Annotated in this window: 12 protein-coding genes; all 12 read left to right on the top strand. The window is 62.1% G+C overall.

The features are described from left to right. Positions 1-6: 6 nt before the first annotated feature. The 12 genes from algK (at position 7) to RGV59_RS10865 (ending at position 14963) form a co-directional block, all read left to right on the top strand. Positions 7-1509, top strand: a complete 1503-nt coding sequence (gene algK / locus RGV59_RS10920) for an alginate biosynthesis TPR repeat lipoprotein AlgK (RefSeq protein WP_260473887.1) — start codon at positions 7-9, stop codon at positions 1507-1509. Next, on the top strand, positions 1506-2993 hold the full coding sequence (locus tag RGV59_RS10915) for an alginate export family protein (RefSeq protein WP_126586181.1): 1488 nt from the start codon (positions 1506-1508) through the stop codon (positions 2991-2993). The genes algK and RGV59_RS10915 overlap by 4 nt, the downstream gene beginning before the upstream one ends. Beyond that, on the top strand, positions 2993-4582 hold the full coding sequence (gene algG, locus RGV59_RS10910; protein WP_126586178.1) for a mannuronan 5-epimerase AlgG: 1590 nt from the start codon (positions 2993-2995) through the stop codon (positions 4580-4582). Before RGV59_RS10915 ends, algG begins: the two co-directional genes overlap by 1 nt. Positions 4583-4593: 11 nt before the next feature. Then, positions 4594-6042, top strand: coding sequence for an alginate O-acetyltransferase (locus RGV59_RS10905; RefSeq protein ID WP_126586215.1), 1449 nt, complete (start codon positions 4594-4596; stop codon positions 6040-6042). A gap of 8 nt (positions 6043-6050) precedes the next feature. Further along, a complete protein-coding gene (locus tag RGV59_RS10900; RefSeq protein WP_102618724.1) occupies positions 6051-7160 on the top strand; it encodes a mannuronate-specific alginate lyase in 1110 nt (369 codons plus the stop codon). A 196-nt stretch (positions 7161-7356) separates the two neighbouring features. Next, positions 7357-8889, top strand: a complete 1533-nt coding sequence (locus RGV59_RS10895) for an MBOAT family O-acyltransferase (RefSeq protein ID WP_046384629.1) — start codon at positions 7357-7359, stop codon at positions 8887-8889. 11 nt (positions 8890-8900) lie between these two features. Next, positions 8901-10085, top strand: a complete 1185-nt coding sequence (locus tag RGV59_RS10890; RefSeq protein ID WP_046384630.1) for an alginate O-acetyltransferase — start codon at positions 8901-8903, stop codon at positions 10083-10085. 16 nt (positions 10086-10101) lie between these two features. Then, the gene (locus tag RGV59_RS10885) at positions 10102-10758 is read left to right on the top strand and encodes an alginate O-acetyltransferase AlgF (protein WP_126586176.1); all 657 of its coding nucleotides are present in this window, start codon (positions 10102-10104) and stop codon (positions 10756-10758) included. A gap of 221 nt (positions 10759-10979) precedes the next feature. After that, positions 10980-12431, top strand: coding sequence for a mannose-1-phosphate guanylyltransferase/mannose-6-phosphate isomerase (locus RGV59_RS10880; RefSeq protein ID WP_046384632.1), 1452 nt, complete (start codon positions 10980-10982; stop codon positions 12429-12431). Positions 12432-13269: 838 nt separating this feature from the next. After that, entirely contained in the window at positions 13270-13734 is a 465-nt protein-coding gene (locus tag RGV59_RS10875; protein ID WP_104903883.1) for a multidrug transporter, read from the top strand. Positions 13735-13748: 14 nt separating this feature from the next. Beyond that, on the top strand, positions 13749-14561 hold the full coding sequence (locus tag RGV59_RS10870; protein ID WP_017845898.1) for an SDR family oxidoreductase: 813 nt from the start codon (positions 13749-13751) through the stop codon (positions 14559-14561). Further along, positions 14562-14963, top strand: a complete 402-nt coding sequence (locus tag RGV59_RS10865; protein ID WP_126586172.1) for a DUF4440 domain-containing protein — start codon at positions 14562-14564, stop codon at positions 14961-14963. Positions 14964-15106: the final 143 nt, after the last annotated feature.

Genomic DNA, 15106 nt, shown 5'->3' with positions numbered 1-15106 from the left:
GAGGACATGCCTGTGACGACTCTCCTGAAAACACCGCAATCCCTGTGGGAGCGGGCTTGCTCGCGATGGGATCAGTGCGGTTTGCCTGACGGACCGCACGGCCTGCATCGCGAGCAAGCCCGCTCCCACAAGGGCCCTGTCGCGTTGCTGGCACTTGCGGTCAGCCTCGCCGGTTGCGCCGGTCTGCCCGACCAGCGCCTGGCCAACGAAGCCCTCAAGCGGGGCGACACGCTCACCGCGCAGCAGAATTACCAGCAACTGGCGACCCTGGGTTACAGCGAGGCCCAGGTGGGCCTGGCCGATATCCAGGTCGGCACACGCGACCCGGCGCAGATCAAACAGGCCGAGGCCACTTACCGCGCCGCTGCGGATATTTCTCCGCGCGCCCAGGCCCGCCTGGGGCGCCTGCTGGTGGCCAAGCCCGGCGCCACCGACGCCGAACACCATGAAGCCGAAGGCCTGCTGAAAAAAGCCTTTGCCAATGGCGAAGGCAACACCCTGATCCCGCTGGCGATGCTGTACCTGCAATACCCGCACAGCTTCCCCAACGTGAACGCCCAGCAGCAGATCAACAAATGGCAGGCCGCCGGTTACCCGGAAGCCGGTCTGGCCCAGGTGCTGCTGTATCGCACACAGGACACCTACGACCAGCATCTGGATGATGTCGAGCGCATCTGCAAGGCCGCGCTGAACACCACCGACATCTGCTACGTCGAACTGGCCACGGTCTACCAGAAAAAAGCCGAGCCAGAAAAACAGGCCGAACTGCTCAAGCAAATGGAAGCCGGCTACAGCCGCGGCACCGTCACCGCACAGCGCATCGACAGCGTGGCCCGCGTATTGGGCGACGCAACGCTGGGCAAGACCGACGAGAAAACCGCCCAGGCGCTGCTGGAAAAAATCGCCCCCGGCTACCCCGCATCCTGGGTCAGCCTGGCGCAATTGCTCTACGACTTCCCGGAACTGGGCGACGTCGACCAGATGATGAAGTACCTGGACAACGGCCGCGCCGCCGACCAGCCGCGCGCCGAGCTGTTGCTGGGCAAGCTCTACTACGATGGCAAGTGGGTGCCGGCGGACGCCAAGGCCGCCGAAGCGCATTTCCAAAAAGCCCTGGGCCGCGAAGTGGCCGCCGATTACTACCTCGGCCAGATCTACCGCCGTGGCTACCTGGGCAAGGTCTACTCGCAAAAAGCCCTGGACCACCTGCTGACTGCTGCGCGCAACGGCCAGAACAGCGCCGACTTCGCCATCGCGCAATTGTTTTCCCAAGGCAAGGGCACCAAGCCCGACCCATTGAACGCCTATGTCTTCAGCCAATTGGCTAAAGCCCAGGACACACCAGAGGCCAACGACCTGGCCACGCAGCTCGAAGCCCCGCTGACGCCGGAACAACGCGCCGAAGGCCAACGCCTGGTGCAACAGGAACTGGCCGCGCGCGGCACCCTGGCCCAGAGCACGCTGCAACTGCACGCCCTGCAAGAAGAAGACGGCGAGGAATCCCTATGAAGCTCAATCCATTCGTGCAGGCCGGTATCGGCCTGACCTTCGCCCTGCTGTGGTCGTGCCCGACCCTGGCCGCGCTGACCGAAGCGAAGAACTTCGGCCTGGAAGTCAAAGTCACCGGCCAGTCCGAAGACGACCGCGACCTCGGCACCCAAAAGGGTGGCGACGTCAACGGCATCGGCCTCGACCTGCGCCCGTGGGTCTACGGCGAAAGCGGCAACTGGAGCGCCTACGCCATGGGCCAGGCCGTTACCTCGAGCGACATCATCGAGACCGACACCCTGCAGCAATCCTCGGATGACACCACCGAGCAGTCGAGCAACAGCGACCGCACAGCGAAGAAAAACTACCTGGCCCTGCGCGAGTTCTGGGTCGGCTACAGCGGCTTCACGCCCTACCCCGGCGAGATCCTCAAGTTCGGCCGCCAGCGCCTGCGCAATGACGACGGCCAATGGCGCGACACCAACATCGAAGCGCTGAACTGGACCTTCGACACCACCCTGCTCAAGGCCAACGTCGGCGCCGCCGAACGCTTCAGCGAATACCGCACCGACCTCAAGGAGCTGTCGCCCGACGAAAAAGACCGCCAGCACTTCTACGCCGACGCCGCCTACCAGTGGACGCCAGGCCAGTGGATCGGCCTGCGTGGCCATCACAGCCATGACGACGGCAAGCTCGACTATTCCGAACCGGGCATGCCCATCGACCCCTCGGACAAGCGCGAGAACGGCGACCTGACCTGGCTCGGCATCGAGGCCAACAGCGACGCCTACAACTGGCGCAACACCAACACCGTCAACTACTGGGCCAGCGTCACCGGCATGCAGGGCGACCGCGACACCGTCAACGCGTTGAACGCCGACGGCACCCGCCCGAGCAACGCCAAGCGCAGCGAAGACGTGAGCGGCTGGGCCACCGATCTGGGTATCCGCCTGCGCCTCGACCCGCAGTGGCAAGTGGGTGCGGCCTATGCCCGCGCCAGCGCCGAGTACGAACAGAACGGCCTGCAAAGCAACCGTTCGAACTTCACCGGCACCCAGTCCCGCCTGCATCGCTTCGGCGAAGCGTTCCGCGGCGAGATGAACAACATGCAGTCCATGAGCCTGTTCGGCTCCTGGCAGTTGCGCGAGGACTACGACGCCAGCCTGGTGTACCACAAGTTCTGGCGCGTCGACGGCAACAAGCCGGTGGGCAGCAACGGCATCGACGCCGTGCAGAACAACACCGACGACGTGACCGGCGCGATCCTGTCCAGCACTTCCCTGCCCCTTGAAGACGGCAAGAAAGACCTGGGCCAGGAGATGGACCTGGTCGTCACCAAGTACTTCAAGAAAGGCCTGCTGCCGGCCGCGCTCAGCCAGTCGATCGACGAACCGTCGGCCCTGGTGCGCTTTCGTGCCGGCGTGTTCAAACCGGGCGACGCTTATGGCAGCCAGGTCGACTCGTACATGCATCGCGCCTTTGTCGACGTGATCTGGAAGTTCTGATGGGAGCCCGCGCAATGATTGCTCACCCCTTCACAGGCAGATGCTTGCTGGTGACCGCGATGCTGATGGCCAATACCACAGCCTTCGCCGATACCGCGCAGCCGGTCAAGGCGCCGACCATCGCCAAAGAACTGCAACAGGCCAAGACCTACACCATTTCCAGCCCGCCGACCGCGCCGCTGGAAATGCCCAAGCCGGCCCTGCCGGACCTGTCGGGCTACACCGCCGCGGCGATGGAAAAGAAAATCGTCAGAACCAAGCCGGGCAAAATCAGCATCCGCCGGATGATGCAGGAAGACGCGCTGAAGGACTTCATCGGCGGCGACAACAAGATGGCCGAGTGGGTGGTGCGCCAGCACGGCATTCCCCAGGCGATCTTTATCGACGACGGCTACATGAACCTCAAGGACCTGCTGGGCAAAGTGCCCAAGCAGTACCTCAGCGAAACCTCGCCGGGCGTGTTCCTCGCCAAGTTGCCGATCGTGGTCGGGCGCAAGGCCATCCTCGACATCGACAAGCACACCAAAGAACTGCGCCTGTCCCAGGAGGCCGGTGCGTTCCTGATCAACGACGGCCAGCTGTTCGTGCGCGATACCAAGATCACCGGCTGGAAAGAAAAGGCCAATGGCCCGGCGACCTTCCAGTCGCCCCAGGAATTCCGCCCGTTCCTGCTGGCCTGGGGCGGCACCGAGACCTACATCGCCAACACCAAGATGGCCAGTTTCGGCTATGCCAACAGTAAGTCGTATGGGGTGAGTATTTCCCAGTACACGCCGAACATGGCCAAGGTGCTCAAGCGCCCTGAACCGACCGGCTGGATCATCGACTCCGAGTTCTCGGACATGTGGTACGGCTTCTACTGCTACGAGACCGAAGGCTTTGTGATCAAGGGCAACACCTACAAAGACAACATCGTCTACGGCATCGACCCCCACGACCGTTCCCACGGCCTGATCATCGCGGACAACACCGTCTACGGCACCAAGAAGAAGCACGGCATCATCATTTCCCGGGAAGTGAACGACAGCTTCATCTTCAACAACCGCAGCTACGACAACAAGCTTTCGGGCCTAGTGATCGACCGTAACAGTGTGAACAACCTGATCGCCGACAACGAGATCTACCGCAACCACACCGACGGCATCACGCTCTATGAGAGCGGCGACAACCTGTTGTGGGGCAACAAGGTGATCGCCAACCGTCGCCACGGCATCCGCATACGCAACAGCGTCAACATCAAGCTGTACGAAAACACCTCGATGGCCAACGGGCTGACCGGCGTCTACGGCCACATCAAGGACCTGACCGACACCGACCGCGACATCGCCCTCGACCCGTTCGACACCAAGGTCTCGCTGATCGTGGTCGGCGGCGAACTGGCCGGTAACGGCAGCGGGCCGCTGTCGATCGACTCGCCGTTGAGTATCGAGCTGTACCGCGTGTCGATGCTGGCGCCGACCAAATCCAGCGGCATCAGCTTCTCCGGCGTGCTGGGCGATCGCCAGGAAGAAATTCTCGACCTGCTGGTACGCCAGCAGAAAGCCGTGCTGATCGACCCTGTCGAACGCCAGACCGAAATGCAGGACTGAGGATGACCCTTATGCACCCACACATGATCAAACTGTTGAGCCTCTCGGGTCTGACCCTCGGCCTGCTCGCGGCCAGCCAGGGCGTGCGCGCCGACGAGATCAAGGCGCCGACCTTCAGCGCCGAACCGTGCTGCAGCCTGTGCCCGGCGGCCCACGACGCGAGGAACTACACCACGCGCTACCAGCAGAACTTCACCACCCTGGTGCAAGCCCAGGGCGACTGGCTGTTCCGTACCCAGGAAGACCTGCGCACCGAATTCGACACCAGCCCCGCCGGCTACAAACGCATGCAACAGCTGCACGATGCGTTCAAGGCCAAGGGCGTGGAACTGGTGGTGGTCTACCAGCCGACCCGTGGCCTGGTGAACCGCAACAAGCTCAACCCCGAAGAGAAAGCCGCGTTCGATTTCGACAAGGCCCTGGGCAACTACAAGAGCATGCTCGGCCGTTTCGCCAAGATGGGCTACGTGGTGCCGGACCTGTCGCCGTTGACCAACGAGCAATTGCCCGATGAATTGCCGGCCCACGATTTCTACTTCCGCGGCGACCAGCACTGGACCCCTTACGGCGCCCAGCGCACCGCGAAAATCGTCGGCGCCAAAGTGCGCGCGATGCCCGAGTTCGCCGACATTCCCAAGCGCGAATTCGAAACCAAGCGCTCCGGGCGCATGGGCAAGACCGGCACCCTGCACAACATGGCCGGGCAACTGTGCGGCACCAGCTACGCGATCCAGTACATGGACCAGTTCACCACCGAGCCCAAGGGCGAAGCCGGCGACGGCGACCTGTTCGGCGATTCGGGCAACCCGCAGATCACCCTGGTCGGCACCAGCCACAGCGGCAAGAACTACAACTTCGCCGGCTTCCTCGAACAGGAAATCGGCGCCGACATCCTCAACGTCGCCTTCCCCGGCGGCGGCCTGGAAGGCTCGATGATCCAGTACCTGGGCAGCGACGAGTTCCAGAAGACGCCGCCGAAAATCCTGATCTGGGAATTCTCGCCGTTGTACCGCCTCGACCAGGAAACCATCTACCGCCAGATGATGGCGCTGCTGGACAACGGCTGCGAAGGCAAGACCGCGCAGATGAGCGCCAGCGCCACCCTGAAACCCGGCAAGAACGAATTGCTGGTCAACAGTTCGAACAAAGACCTGCGCAACGCCAACCATCAGGTCGACATCCGCTTCGCCGACCCGTCGGTGAAAACCTTGCAAGCCACCCTCTGGTACATGAACGGGCGCCACGAGGACATCAAAATCGAAAAACCCGAAACATCCGATACAGACGGGCGTTTCGCCTTTGAACTGCGCACCGACGAAGACTGGGCCTCGCAGAACTTGCTGGCCGTGGAAGTGCAGGGCCCCGAAGCGGGTGCTGCCGCGCAGAAAGTCGAAGCGAAAATTTGCACACGCAACGTATTCCCAAGCGGCGGTCAGAAGACTGCCTCACTCGGGCAATGAGGTTACCTATGCAGAAGTTATTGATCCCCACATTGCTGGGCCTGGCGATCTTCGCCGGTTCTGTGAATGCCGCCGCGCCACTGCGTCCGCCCCAGGGTTATTTCGCCCCGGTGGAAGCGTTCAAGACCGGCGACTTCAAGGACGGCTGCGACGCCATGCCGGCGCCATACACCGGCTCGCTGCAGTTTCGCAGCAAGTACGAAGGCTCGGACAAGGCCCGTTCCACGCTGAACGTGCAGTCGGAAAAAGCCTTTCGCGACAGCACCGCCGACATCACCAAGCTGGAAAAAGACACCAGCAAGCGCGTGATGCAGTTCATGCGCGACGGTCGCCCGGAACAGTTGGAATGCACCTTGAACTGGCTGGCTACTTGGGCTCGGGCAAACGCGTTGATGTCCAAGGACTTCAACCACACCGGAAAATCCATGCGCAAATGGGCGCTGGGCAGCATGGCCTCGGCCTATGTGCGCCTGAAGTTCTCCGACTCGCACCCGCTGGCCAACCATCAGCAGGAATCGCAACTGATCGAAGCCTGGTTCAACCGGCTGGCCGATCAGGTGGTGAGCGACTGGGACAACCTGCCGCTGGAAAAAACCAACAACCACTCCTACTGGGCCGCCTGGTCGGTGATGGCGACGTCCATCGCCACCAACCGTCGCGACCTGTTTGACTGGGCGGTGAAGGAATACAAAGTCGGCGCCAACCAGGTCGACGACCAGGGCTTCCTGCCCAACGAGCTGAAGCGCCAGCAACGCGCGCTGTCGTACCACAACTACGCCCTGCCGCCGCTGTCGATGATCGCCAGTTTTGCCCTGGTCAACGGCGTGGACCTGCGCCAGGAAAACAACGGCGCGCTCAAACGCCTGGGCGACAAGGTGCTGGCCGGGGTCAAGGACCCGCAGATCTTCGAGCAGAAGAACGGCAAAGAGCAGGACATGAAGGACCTCAAGGAAGACATGAAATTCGCCTGGCTTGAACCCTTCTGCACCCTCTACACCTGCGCACCGGATGTGCTCGAGCGCAAACATGGGATGCAGCCGTTCAAGACCTTCCGCCTCGGGGGCGACCTGACCAAGGTCTACGACCCGACGCACGAAAAAGGCAACAAAGGCAGCTGACGAAACGCGGTTAGAAATGTGGGAGGGGGCTTGCCCCCGATAGCAGTGTGTCATTCAACACAGATGGCGGCTGTTACACCGCTATCGGGGGCAAGCCCCCTCCCACATTTGAGCAATACAACCTCCCCCCGGATTCGTGGGGGGGGTTTGGGGGGGCTGCGGCCCTTGACTGTTGGTTAAACATGGAGAGATCGGGATGGTTTTCTCGTCCAATGTGTTCCTGTTTCTGTTCTTGCCGATCTTTCTCGGCTTGTACTACTTGAGCGGGCAACGCTATCGCAACCTGCTGCTGCTACTGGCCAGCTACGTGTTCTACGCCTGGTGGCGAGTGGACTTCCTGGCGCTGTTCGCCGCCGTCACGCTGTGGAATTACTGGATCGGCCTCAAGGTCGGTGCCGCCGGCGTGCGTACCAAGCCGGCGCAACGCTGGCTGCTGCTGGGCGTGGCGGTCGACCTGTGCATCCTCGGCTACTTCAAGTACGCCAACTTCGGCGTCGACAGCATCAACGTGATGATGAAGTCGGCGGGCCTGGAGCCGTTCATCCTGACCCACGTACTGTTGCCGATCGGGATCTCGTTCTACATCTTCGAGTCCATCAGCTACATCATCGACGTGTATCGCGGCGACACTCCGGCCACGCGCAACCTCATCGACTTTGCCGCGTTCGTGGCGATCTTCCCGCACCTGATCGCCGGCCCCGTCCTGCGCTTTCGCGACCTGGCCGACCAGTTCAACAACCGCACCCACACCCTCGACAAGTTCTCCGAAGGCTGTACGCGGTTCATGCAGGGGTTCATCAAGAAGGTCTTCATCGCCGACACCCTGGCGGTGGTGGCCGACCATTGCTTCGCCCTGCAAAACCCCACCACCGGTGATGCCTGGCTCGGCGCGCTGGCGTACACCGCGCAGTTGTACTTCGACTTCTCCGGCTACAGCGACATGGCCATCGGCCTGGGCTTGATGATGGGTTTCCGCTTCATGGAAAACTTCAAGCAGCCGTACATCAGCCAGTCGATCACCGAGTTCTGGCGGCGCTGGCACATCAGCCTGTCGACCTGGCTGCGCGACTACCTCTACATCACCCTGGGCGGCAACCGTAAAGGCACGCTGATCACCTACCGCAACCTGTTCCTGACCATGCTGCTCGGTGGCCTGTGGCACGGCGCGAACATCACCTACATCGTGTGGGGCGCCTGGCACGGCATGTGGCTGGCGATCGAAAAAGCCATCGGCCTGAACACCTCGCCGCGCAGCTTCAACCCGATCCGCTGGGCCTTGACGTTCCTGCTGGTGGTGATGGGCTGGGTGATCTTCCGTTCCGAAAACCTGCACGTCGCCGGGCGCATGTACGGCGCGATGTTCAGCTTTGGCGAATGGTCGCTGTCGGAACTCAACCGCGCCAGCCTCACTGGCCTGCAAGTGGCAACCCTGGTGGTGGCGTATGCAACCTTGGCGTTCTTTGGCCTGCGCGACTTCTACAGCAACCGCCCTGCCGAGAAAACCAAGGCGGCCGACCCGAGCCTGATCAAGGCCGTACCGGGCGACGACCCGGGCAGCATCCACCAGCCTGGTTTCACCGTGGGCAAAGACGCCGCCGTGCAACCGGCCTACTGGACCGCTGACTGGCCACGCTACGCCATGCGCGCTGCCGTGCTGCTGCTGTTCGTGGCGTCGATTCTGAAACTGTCGGCGCAGAGTTTCTCGCCGTTCCTTTACTTCCAATTCTGAGGGAGCCGACCATGACCCGATCATTGCGCGTCCTCTATATCAGCCTGTTCCTGGTGGTGCTGCTCGCCCTGGGCGCCTGGTCGTTGCGCGGTTTCTTCGGCTTCAGCACCAATGCCGACGCCACCGTGCTCAACGGCCGCTGGACCAAAGCCGTCGAGACCCACTACGACGAACAGTTCCCGATCAAGCGCCTGGGCACCAACCTCTGGGCCGCGCTGGACTACAAGCTGTTCAATGAAGGCCGCCCCGGCGTGGTGCTGGGCCGCGATCACTGGCTGTACAGCGACGAGGAGTTCAACCCCGCCGTCAACGAAGAGCAGAACCTGGAGGGCAACTACGCCCTGGTCGAAGGCGTGCGCCAGCAGCTCAAGGCCCAAGGCATTCAACTGGTGCTCGCCATCGTGCCGGCCAAGGTGCGCCTGTACCCGGAACACCTGGGTGACGTGAAACCGGCGAGCATCCACGCCAACCTGTACCAGGACTTCCACGCCCGTGTCGCCGCCGACAAGATCCTCGCCCCCGACCTGCTTGGCCCGCTGCAACAGGCCAAGCTCGGCGGCCAGCAAGTGTTCCTGCGCACCGACACCCACTGGACCCCGGACGGTGCCGAAATCGCCGCCAAGCAACTGGCCAAGGCGATCGCCGACAAGGCCCCACTGAGCGGCGAACCGCAGCGTTTTGTCACCGAGGCCGAGAAAACCGCACCGCACAAGGGCGACCTGCGCCTGTTCCTGCCGCTCGACCCGCTGTTCGAAAACCTGATGCCGCCCAAGGAGCCGCTGGAAAAACGCGTCACGCACCTGGCCGAAACCAAAGGCGACGACGCGCTGTTCAGCGACAGCGAAACCCCGGTGGCACTGGTCGGCACCAGCTACAGCGCCAACCCCAACTGGAACTTCGTCGGGGCGCTCAAGCAAGCCCTGGGCAGCGACGTGATCAGCTACGCCGAAGACGGCCATGGCCCGATCCTGCCGATGCTCAGCTACCTCAAAAGCGATGACTTCAAGAACCGCCCGCCCCAGGTGCTGATCTGGGAGTTCCCGGAACGCTATCTGCCCGTCAACAACGAAATCGGCGATGCCGACCCGCAGTGGGTTGCGCAACTCAAACAAGCCGGTGCGCGCCAACAGAACATGGCACTGAACACTCCAGCTAAACACCCAAAATCCGAGACGCCCGAACGGGCGCAAAACTGAAAGAGAGGTAACTCACATGACTTTCACTACTACTCCGCGTCGTCTCGCCAAGACCCTGGCCCTGGTTGCCAGCATGAGCGTTGTATCGATGTCCGCCTTCGCCGGCGGTGACGCCGCCTTGTACGGCCCTGTCGCCCCGAAAGGCTCGAGCTTCGTGCGTGTCTATAACGCCTCCAATCAGGAAGTCAGCGCCACCGTCGGCGCCACCAACCTGAGCGACGTCGCCCCGCTGGCCAGCAGCGACTTCAGCTTCATGCCCGGCGGCGACTACAGCGCCAAGGTGGGCAGCCAGACCGTGTCGGTCAAGCTCGCCGCCGACCACTACTACACCCTGGTCAACAACAGCAGCGGCCAGCCGCAGTTGATCGAAGAACCGCCGTTCAAGAACAAACAGAAATCCCTGGTGCGCGTGCAGAACCTCAGCGACAAGGCCCTGACCCTGAAAACCGCCGACGGCAAGACCGACGTGGTCAAGGCCGTCGCCGCCAAAGGCCGTGGCGAGCGTGAAATCAACCCGGTGAAGGTCAGCCTGGCGCTGTACGACGGCGACAAGAAAGTCGGCGACGTGAAACCGGTAGCCCTGGAGCGTGGTGAGGCGGCGGTGCTGTATGTCACCGGCTCCGGTTCAAGCCTGTCGCCAGTGTGGGTGAAACGCCCCGTGTCGACCCGCTAAACATTTCTCGGACTGACAGCAACCCACTGTAGGAGCGAGCTTGCTCGCGAAAATCGCCAACGATAACGCGGGCATTCTGGATGTACGCGGTGTCTGGAAGTTCTTCGCGAGCAAGCTCGCTCCTACAGAGGGCAGAGGCGTCAGTTCGGACCGAGACAAAAACAAGAGTGGAACGACAAACCTTCGTAGCTCTGACCCAAATCGATTCAAGGAGAAACAGCATGATCCCAGTAATCCTTTCCGGTGGTAGCGGCTCACGTCTTTGGCCGCTTTCGCGCAAACAGTTTCCTAAACAGTTCCTGGCCCTGACCGGCGAGCACACGCTGTTCCAGCAAACCCTGGAGCGCCTGGTATTCGATGGCATGGACACCCCAATCGTGGTCTGCAACAAAGACCATCGGTTCATCGTCAACGAGCAACTGAGCGTGCGCAAGCTGGAAGCCCAGCGCATCCTGATGGAACCCTTCGGCCGCAACACCGCGCCAGCCGTGGCGCTGACCGCGATGATGCTGGTCAATGAAGGCCGCGATGAGCTGATGCTGGTGCTGCCGGCCGACCACGTGATCGACGACCAGAAAGCCCTGCAACGCGCCCTGGCCCTGGCCACCGTGGCCGCCGAGCGCGGCGAGATGGTGCTGTTCGGCGTGCCGGCGACCCGTCCGGAAACCGGTTATGGCTACATCAAGTCCGCCAACGATTCGCTGCTGCCCGAAGGCGTGAGCCGCGTGCAACAGTTCGTGGAAAAACCCGATGAAAAACGCGCCGTCGAGTTCGTCAAAAGCGGCGGTTACTTCTGGAACAGCGGCATGTTCCTGTTCCGCGCCAGCCGCTTCCTCGAAGAGCTGAAAAAGCACGACCCGGACATCTACGACACCTGCGTGCTGACCCTCGAACGCAGCGAGCAGACCGCCGACACCGTGACCTTCGACGAAGCCACCTTCGCCTGCTGCCCGGACAATTCCATCGACTACGCGGTGATGGAAAAAACCCAGCGCGCCTGCGTGGTGCCGCTGAGCGCGGGCTGGAGCGACGTGGGTTGCTGGGCGTCGCTGTGGGCGGTCAACGATAAAGACGTCAACGGCAACGTCACCAAAGGCGACGTGGTGATCCAGGACAGCAAGAACTGCATGATCCACGGCAACGGCAAGCTGGTGTCGGTGATCGGCCTGGAAAACATCGTGGTGGTGGAAACCAAGGACGCGATGATGATTGCCCACAAGGACAAGGTCCAGGGCGTCAAGCAGATGGTCGCCACCCTCAACGAACAAGGGCGCAGCGAAACCCAGAACCACTGCGAAGTCTACCGTCCGTGGGGCTCCTACGACTCGGTCGACATGGGCGGGCGTTTCCAGGTCAAGCACATCTCGGTCAAGCCGGGCGCGTGCCTGTCACTGCAGATGCACCACCACCGCGCCGAACACTGGATCGTGGTCAGCGGCACCGCCGAAGTCACCTGTGACGAGAACGTGTTCCTGCTCTGCGAGAACCAGTCCACCTACATCCCGATCGCCTCGGTACACCGCCTGCGCAACCCGGGCAAGATCCCGCTGGAGATCATCGAAGTGCAATCGGGCAGCTATTTGGGCGAAGACGATATCGAGCGGTTTGAGGATATCTATGGTCGCTCGACGCCGGTGGAACGTGGCGTGTCGGTGAAAACGATCGCGCAGTAATACAGTCCTGCAAGAAGCCCTCGCCCAAGCCATTGCGTCCCCTATCCGCAGTGGTTTGGGTGGGGGCTTTTTGTTTGGGATTTGCGCTGGTTGTGAGGGCCTCATCGGGGGCAAGCCCCCTCCCACATTTGAATGTATTCACAGATCAAAGGTGGGTGGGGGCTTTTTGTTTGGGATTTGCGCTGGTTGTGAGGGCCTCATCGGGGGCAAGCCCCCTCCCACATTTGAATGTATTCACAGATCAAAGGTGGGAGGGGGCTTTTTGTTTGGGATTTGTGCTGGTTGTGAGGGCCTCATCGGGGGCAAGCCCCCTCCCACATTTGAATGTATTCACAGATCAAAGGTGGGAGGGGGCTTTTTGTTTGGGATTTGCGCTGGCTGTGAGGGCCTCATCGGGGGCAAGCCCCCTCCCACATTTGAATGTATTCACAGATCAAAGGTGGGAGGGGGCTTTTTGTTTGGGATTTGTGCTGGTTGTGAGGGCCTCATCGGGGGCAAGCCCCCTCCCACATTTGAATGTATTCACAGATCAAAGGTGGGAGGGGGCTTTTTGTTTGGGATTTGCGCTGGTTGTGAGGGCCTCATCGGGGGCAAGCCCCCTCCCACATTTGAATGTATTCACAGATCAAAGGTGGGAGGGGGCTTTTTGTTTGGGATTTGTGCTGGCTGTGAGGGCCTCATCGGGGGCAAGCCCCTCCCACATTTGAATGTATTCACAGATCAAAGGTGGGAGGGGGCTTGCCCCCGATGAGGCCCTCCCGGCCACCGCAGCACTCAAGGTAGCCAATCCCACCTACGCTTAAGTTAGGATGCTCGTTCCCTATTCGAGGTGGTCTCCATGTTCTTCGGCGTTCTCCTGATCATCACCTGGCTGGTCCTGTTGCTGCGCTACCCGGCCAAAGCCCTGCCCGTATCGCTGGCCGCCGCTGTGGGCCTGGGGCTGGTGGCCGTGTGGGTGGTGTGGCTGGACAATCGCGAAGCGTCGCAACTGGCGCGCCTGGAGCTGCGCATTGTCTACGCCCCGCAGGACTGCCCGGCCGACCGCCCACTGAAACTGACCCTGAACAACGGCAACGACGTACCGCTGACCGAACTGCGCTGGCGCGTCGCTGCCTATGCGCCGGGCGATACGGTCAACCTGGCCGACAACGTCTACGCTGCCCCACGCTATCGCGGCCCCGGCGAGTTGCAGGCCGGCGCCACCTGGGACGACTGCCTGCCCACCCCGCCGTTGCGCCCTGGCTACCGCCCGCAAACCCTGGAATTTCGCGCCGAGCATTTGCAAGGCAGCTTCTCGGACTGACAAAGGACCGATCCATGCCCAACGTACTCATCACCGGTTGCTCCAGCGGCATCGGGCGCGCCTTGGCCGAGGCCTTCAAATCCGCCGGCTTCGACGTGTGGGCCAGCGCCCGCCAACCGGAAGACGTCGCCCGCTTGTCCGCCGCCGGCTTCAATGCGGTGCAACTGGACGTCAACGACAGCGCCGCCTTGCAGCACCTGGCCGAGCAGTGGGGCGAGCTGGATGTGCTGGTCAACAACGCCGGCTACGGCGCCATGGGCCCGTTGCTCGATGGCGGCACCGAGGCGCTGCAGTGTCAGTTCGAAACCAACGTGTTTTCCATCGTCGGCGTGACCCAGGCGTTCTTCCCCGCGCTGCGTCGCGGCAAAGGCCTGGTGGTGAATATCGGCAGCGTTTCCGGGGTGCTGGTGACGCCATTCGCTGGCGCCTACTGCGCCTCCAAAGCCGCCGTGCATGCCTTGAGCGATGCCCTGCGCATGGAACTGGCGCCGTTTGGCGTGCGGGTGATGGAAGTGCAACCGGGCGCAATCGATACCCGCTTTGCGAAAAACGCCGGGGCCCAGGCGGAGCTGTTGATCAACGAACAATCGCCGTGGTGGCCGTTGCGCGAGGGCATCCGCGCGCGCTCCCGGGCCTCCCAGGACAACCCGACACCGGCCAGCCGATTTGCCAGCCAGGTCCTGAACGCCGTGCAACAACCGACACCGCCCCGCTTATTGCGCGCGGGCAATGGCAGTCGGGCACTGCCGTTGATGGCGGCGTTACTGCCCAAAGGGTTGTTGGAAAACGTATTGAAGCGACGCTTTGGTTTGAATAGGAGTTTGTAAATGATCGACTACAGCGACTTTTTCGAGGAAGTGATCCAGACCCACGTCGAGATCGAACAGTGGTTCGCCGGGGTGGCGCCTGAAGGCACGCTGCAAAAGCTGCTCGCGCGCTTCTCGCCGGAGTTCAGCATGATTGCGCCCTCCACCGGCACACGCATGAACGCCGCGGGGGTCAATTACCTGTTCACCCGCCTGGGCGGCCAGCGGCCAGGGTTGAAGATCACCTTGAGCGAACTGAGCGGCATTGACCGGCATGCACGCGGCGCCGTCGTCAGTTACCGCGAACATCAGATCGACGACAGCGGCACCCAGACCGATCGCCGCGCCACGGTGGTCTTCGAGAAACAGGCCAGCGGCGCACTGCTGTGGCGCCATTTGCACGAGACGTACTGCCAGGCCTGAACCGCCAGGCAACACCCCGCCAGTATGCGCGCAAGCCTCCCCTCGCTTGCGCGCACAGCCCATCGCCCTGAGTCCCCCGCTCATTGGCGGCAATACAATTTCGCTACAGAACTGAACGGACACTCTCGCTAGAGTGACGCGCT

This window comes from Pseudomonas sp. FG1 (genome assembly GCF_034313875.1).
Taxonomy (GTDB): Bacteria; Pseudomonadota; Gammaproteobacteria; order Pseudomonadales; family Pseudomonadaceae; genus Aquipseudomonas; species Aquipseudomonas veronii.
This window is presented reverse-complemented; position numbering and strand designations above follow the sequence as displayed.

Bases quoted from the DNA above. Each gene is read 5' to 3' on its own strand.
- algK (WP_260473887.1), top strand. From the start codon at position 7: ATGCCTGTGACGACTCTCCTGAAAACACCGCAATCCCTGTGGGAGCGG.
- RGV59_RS10915 (WP_126586181.1), top strand. From the start codon at position 1,506: ATGAAGCTCAATCCATTCGTGCAGGCCGGTATCGGCCTGACCTTCGCC.
- algG (WP_126586178.1), top strand. From the start codon at position 2,993: ATGGGAGCCCGCGCAATGATTGCTCACCCCTTCACAGGCAGATGCTTG.
- RGV59_RS10905 (WP_126586215.1), top strand. From the start codon at position 4,594: ATGCACCCACACATGATCAAACTGTTGAGCCTCTCGGGTCTGACCCTC.
- RGV59_RS10900 (WP_102618724.1), top strand. From the start codon at position 6,051: ATGCAGAAGTTATTGATCCCCACATTGCTGGGCCTGGCGATCTTCGCC.
- RGV59_RS10895 (WP_046384629.1), top strand. From the start codon at position 7,357: ATGGTTTTCTCGTCCAATGTGTTCCTGTTTCTGTTCTTGCCGATCTTT.
- RGV59_RS10890 (WP_046384630.1), top strand. From the start codon at position 8,901: ATGACCCGATCATTGCGCGTCCTCTATATCAGCCTGTTCCTGGTGGTG.
- RGV59_RS10885 (WP_126586176.1), top strand. From the start codon at position 10,102: ATGACTTTCACTACTACTCCGCGTCGTCTCGCCAAGACCCTGGCCCTG.
- RGV59_RS10880 (WP_046384632.1), top strand. From the start codon at position 10,980: ATGATCCCAGTAATCCTTTCCGGTGGTAGCGGCTCACGTCTTTGGCCG.
- RGV59_RS10875 (WP_104903883.1), top strand. From the start codon at position 13,270: ATGTTCTTCGGCGTTCTCCTGATCATCACCTGGCTGGTCCTGTTGCTG.
- RGV59_RS10870 (WP_017845898.1), top strand. From the start codon at position 13,749: ATGCCCAACGTACTCATCACCGGTTGCTCCAGCGGCATCGGGCGCGCC.
- RGV59_RS10865 (WP_126586172.1), top strand. From the start codon at position 14,562: ATGATCGACTACAGCGACTTTTTCGAGGAAGTGATCCAGACCCACGTC.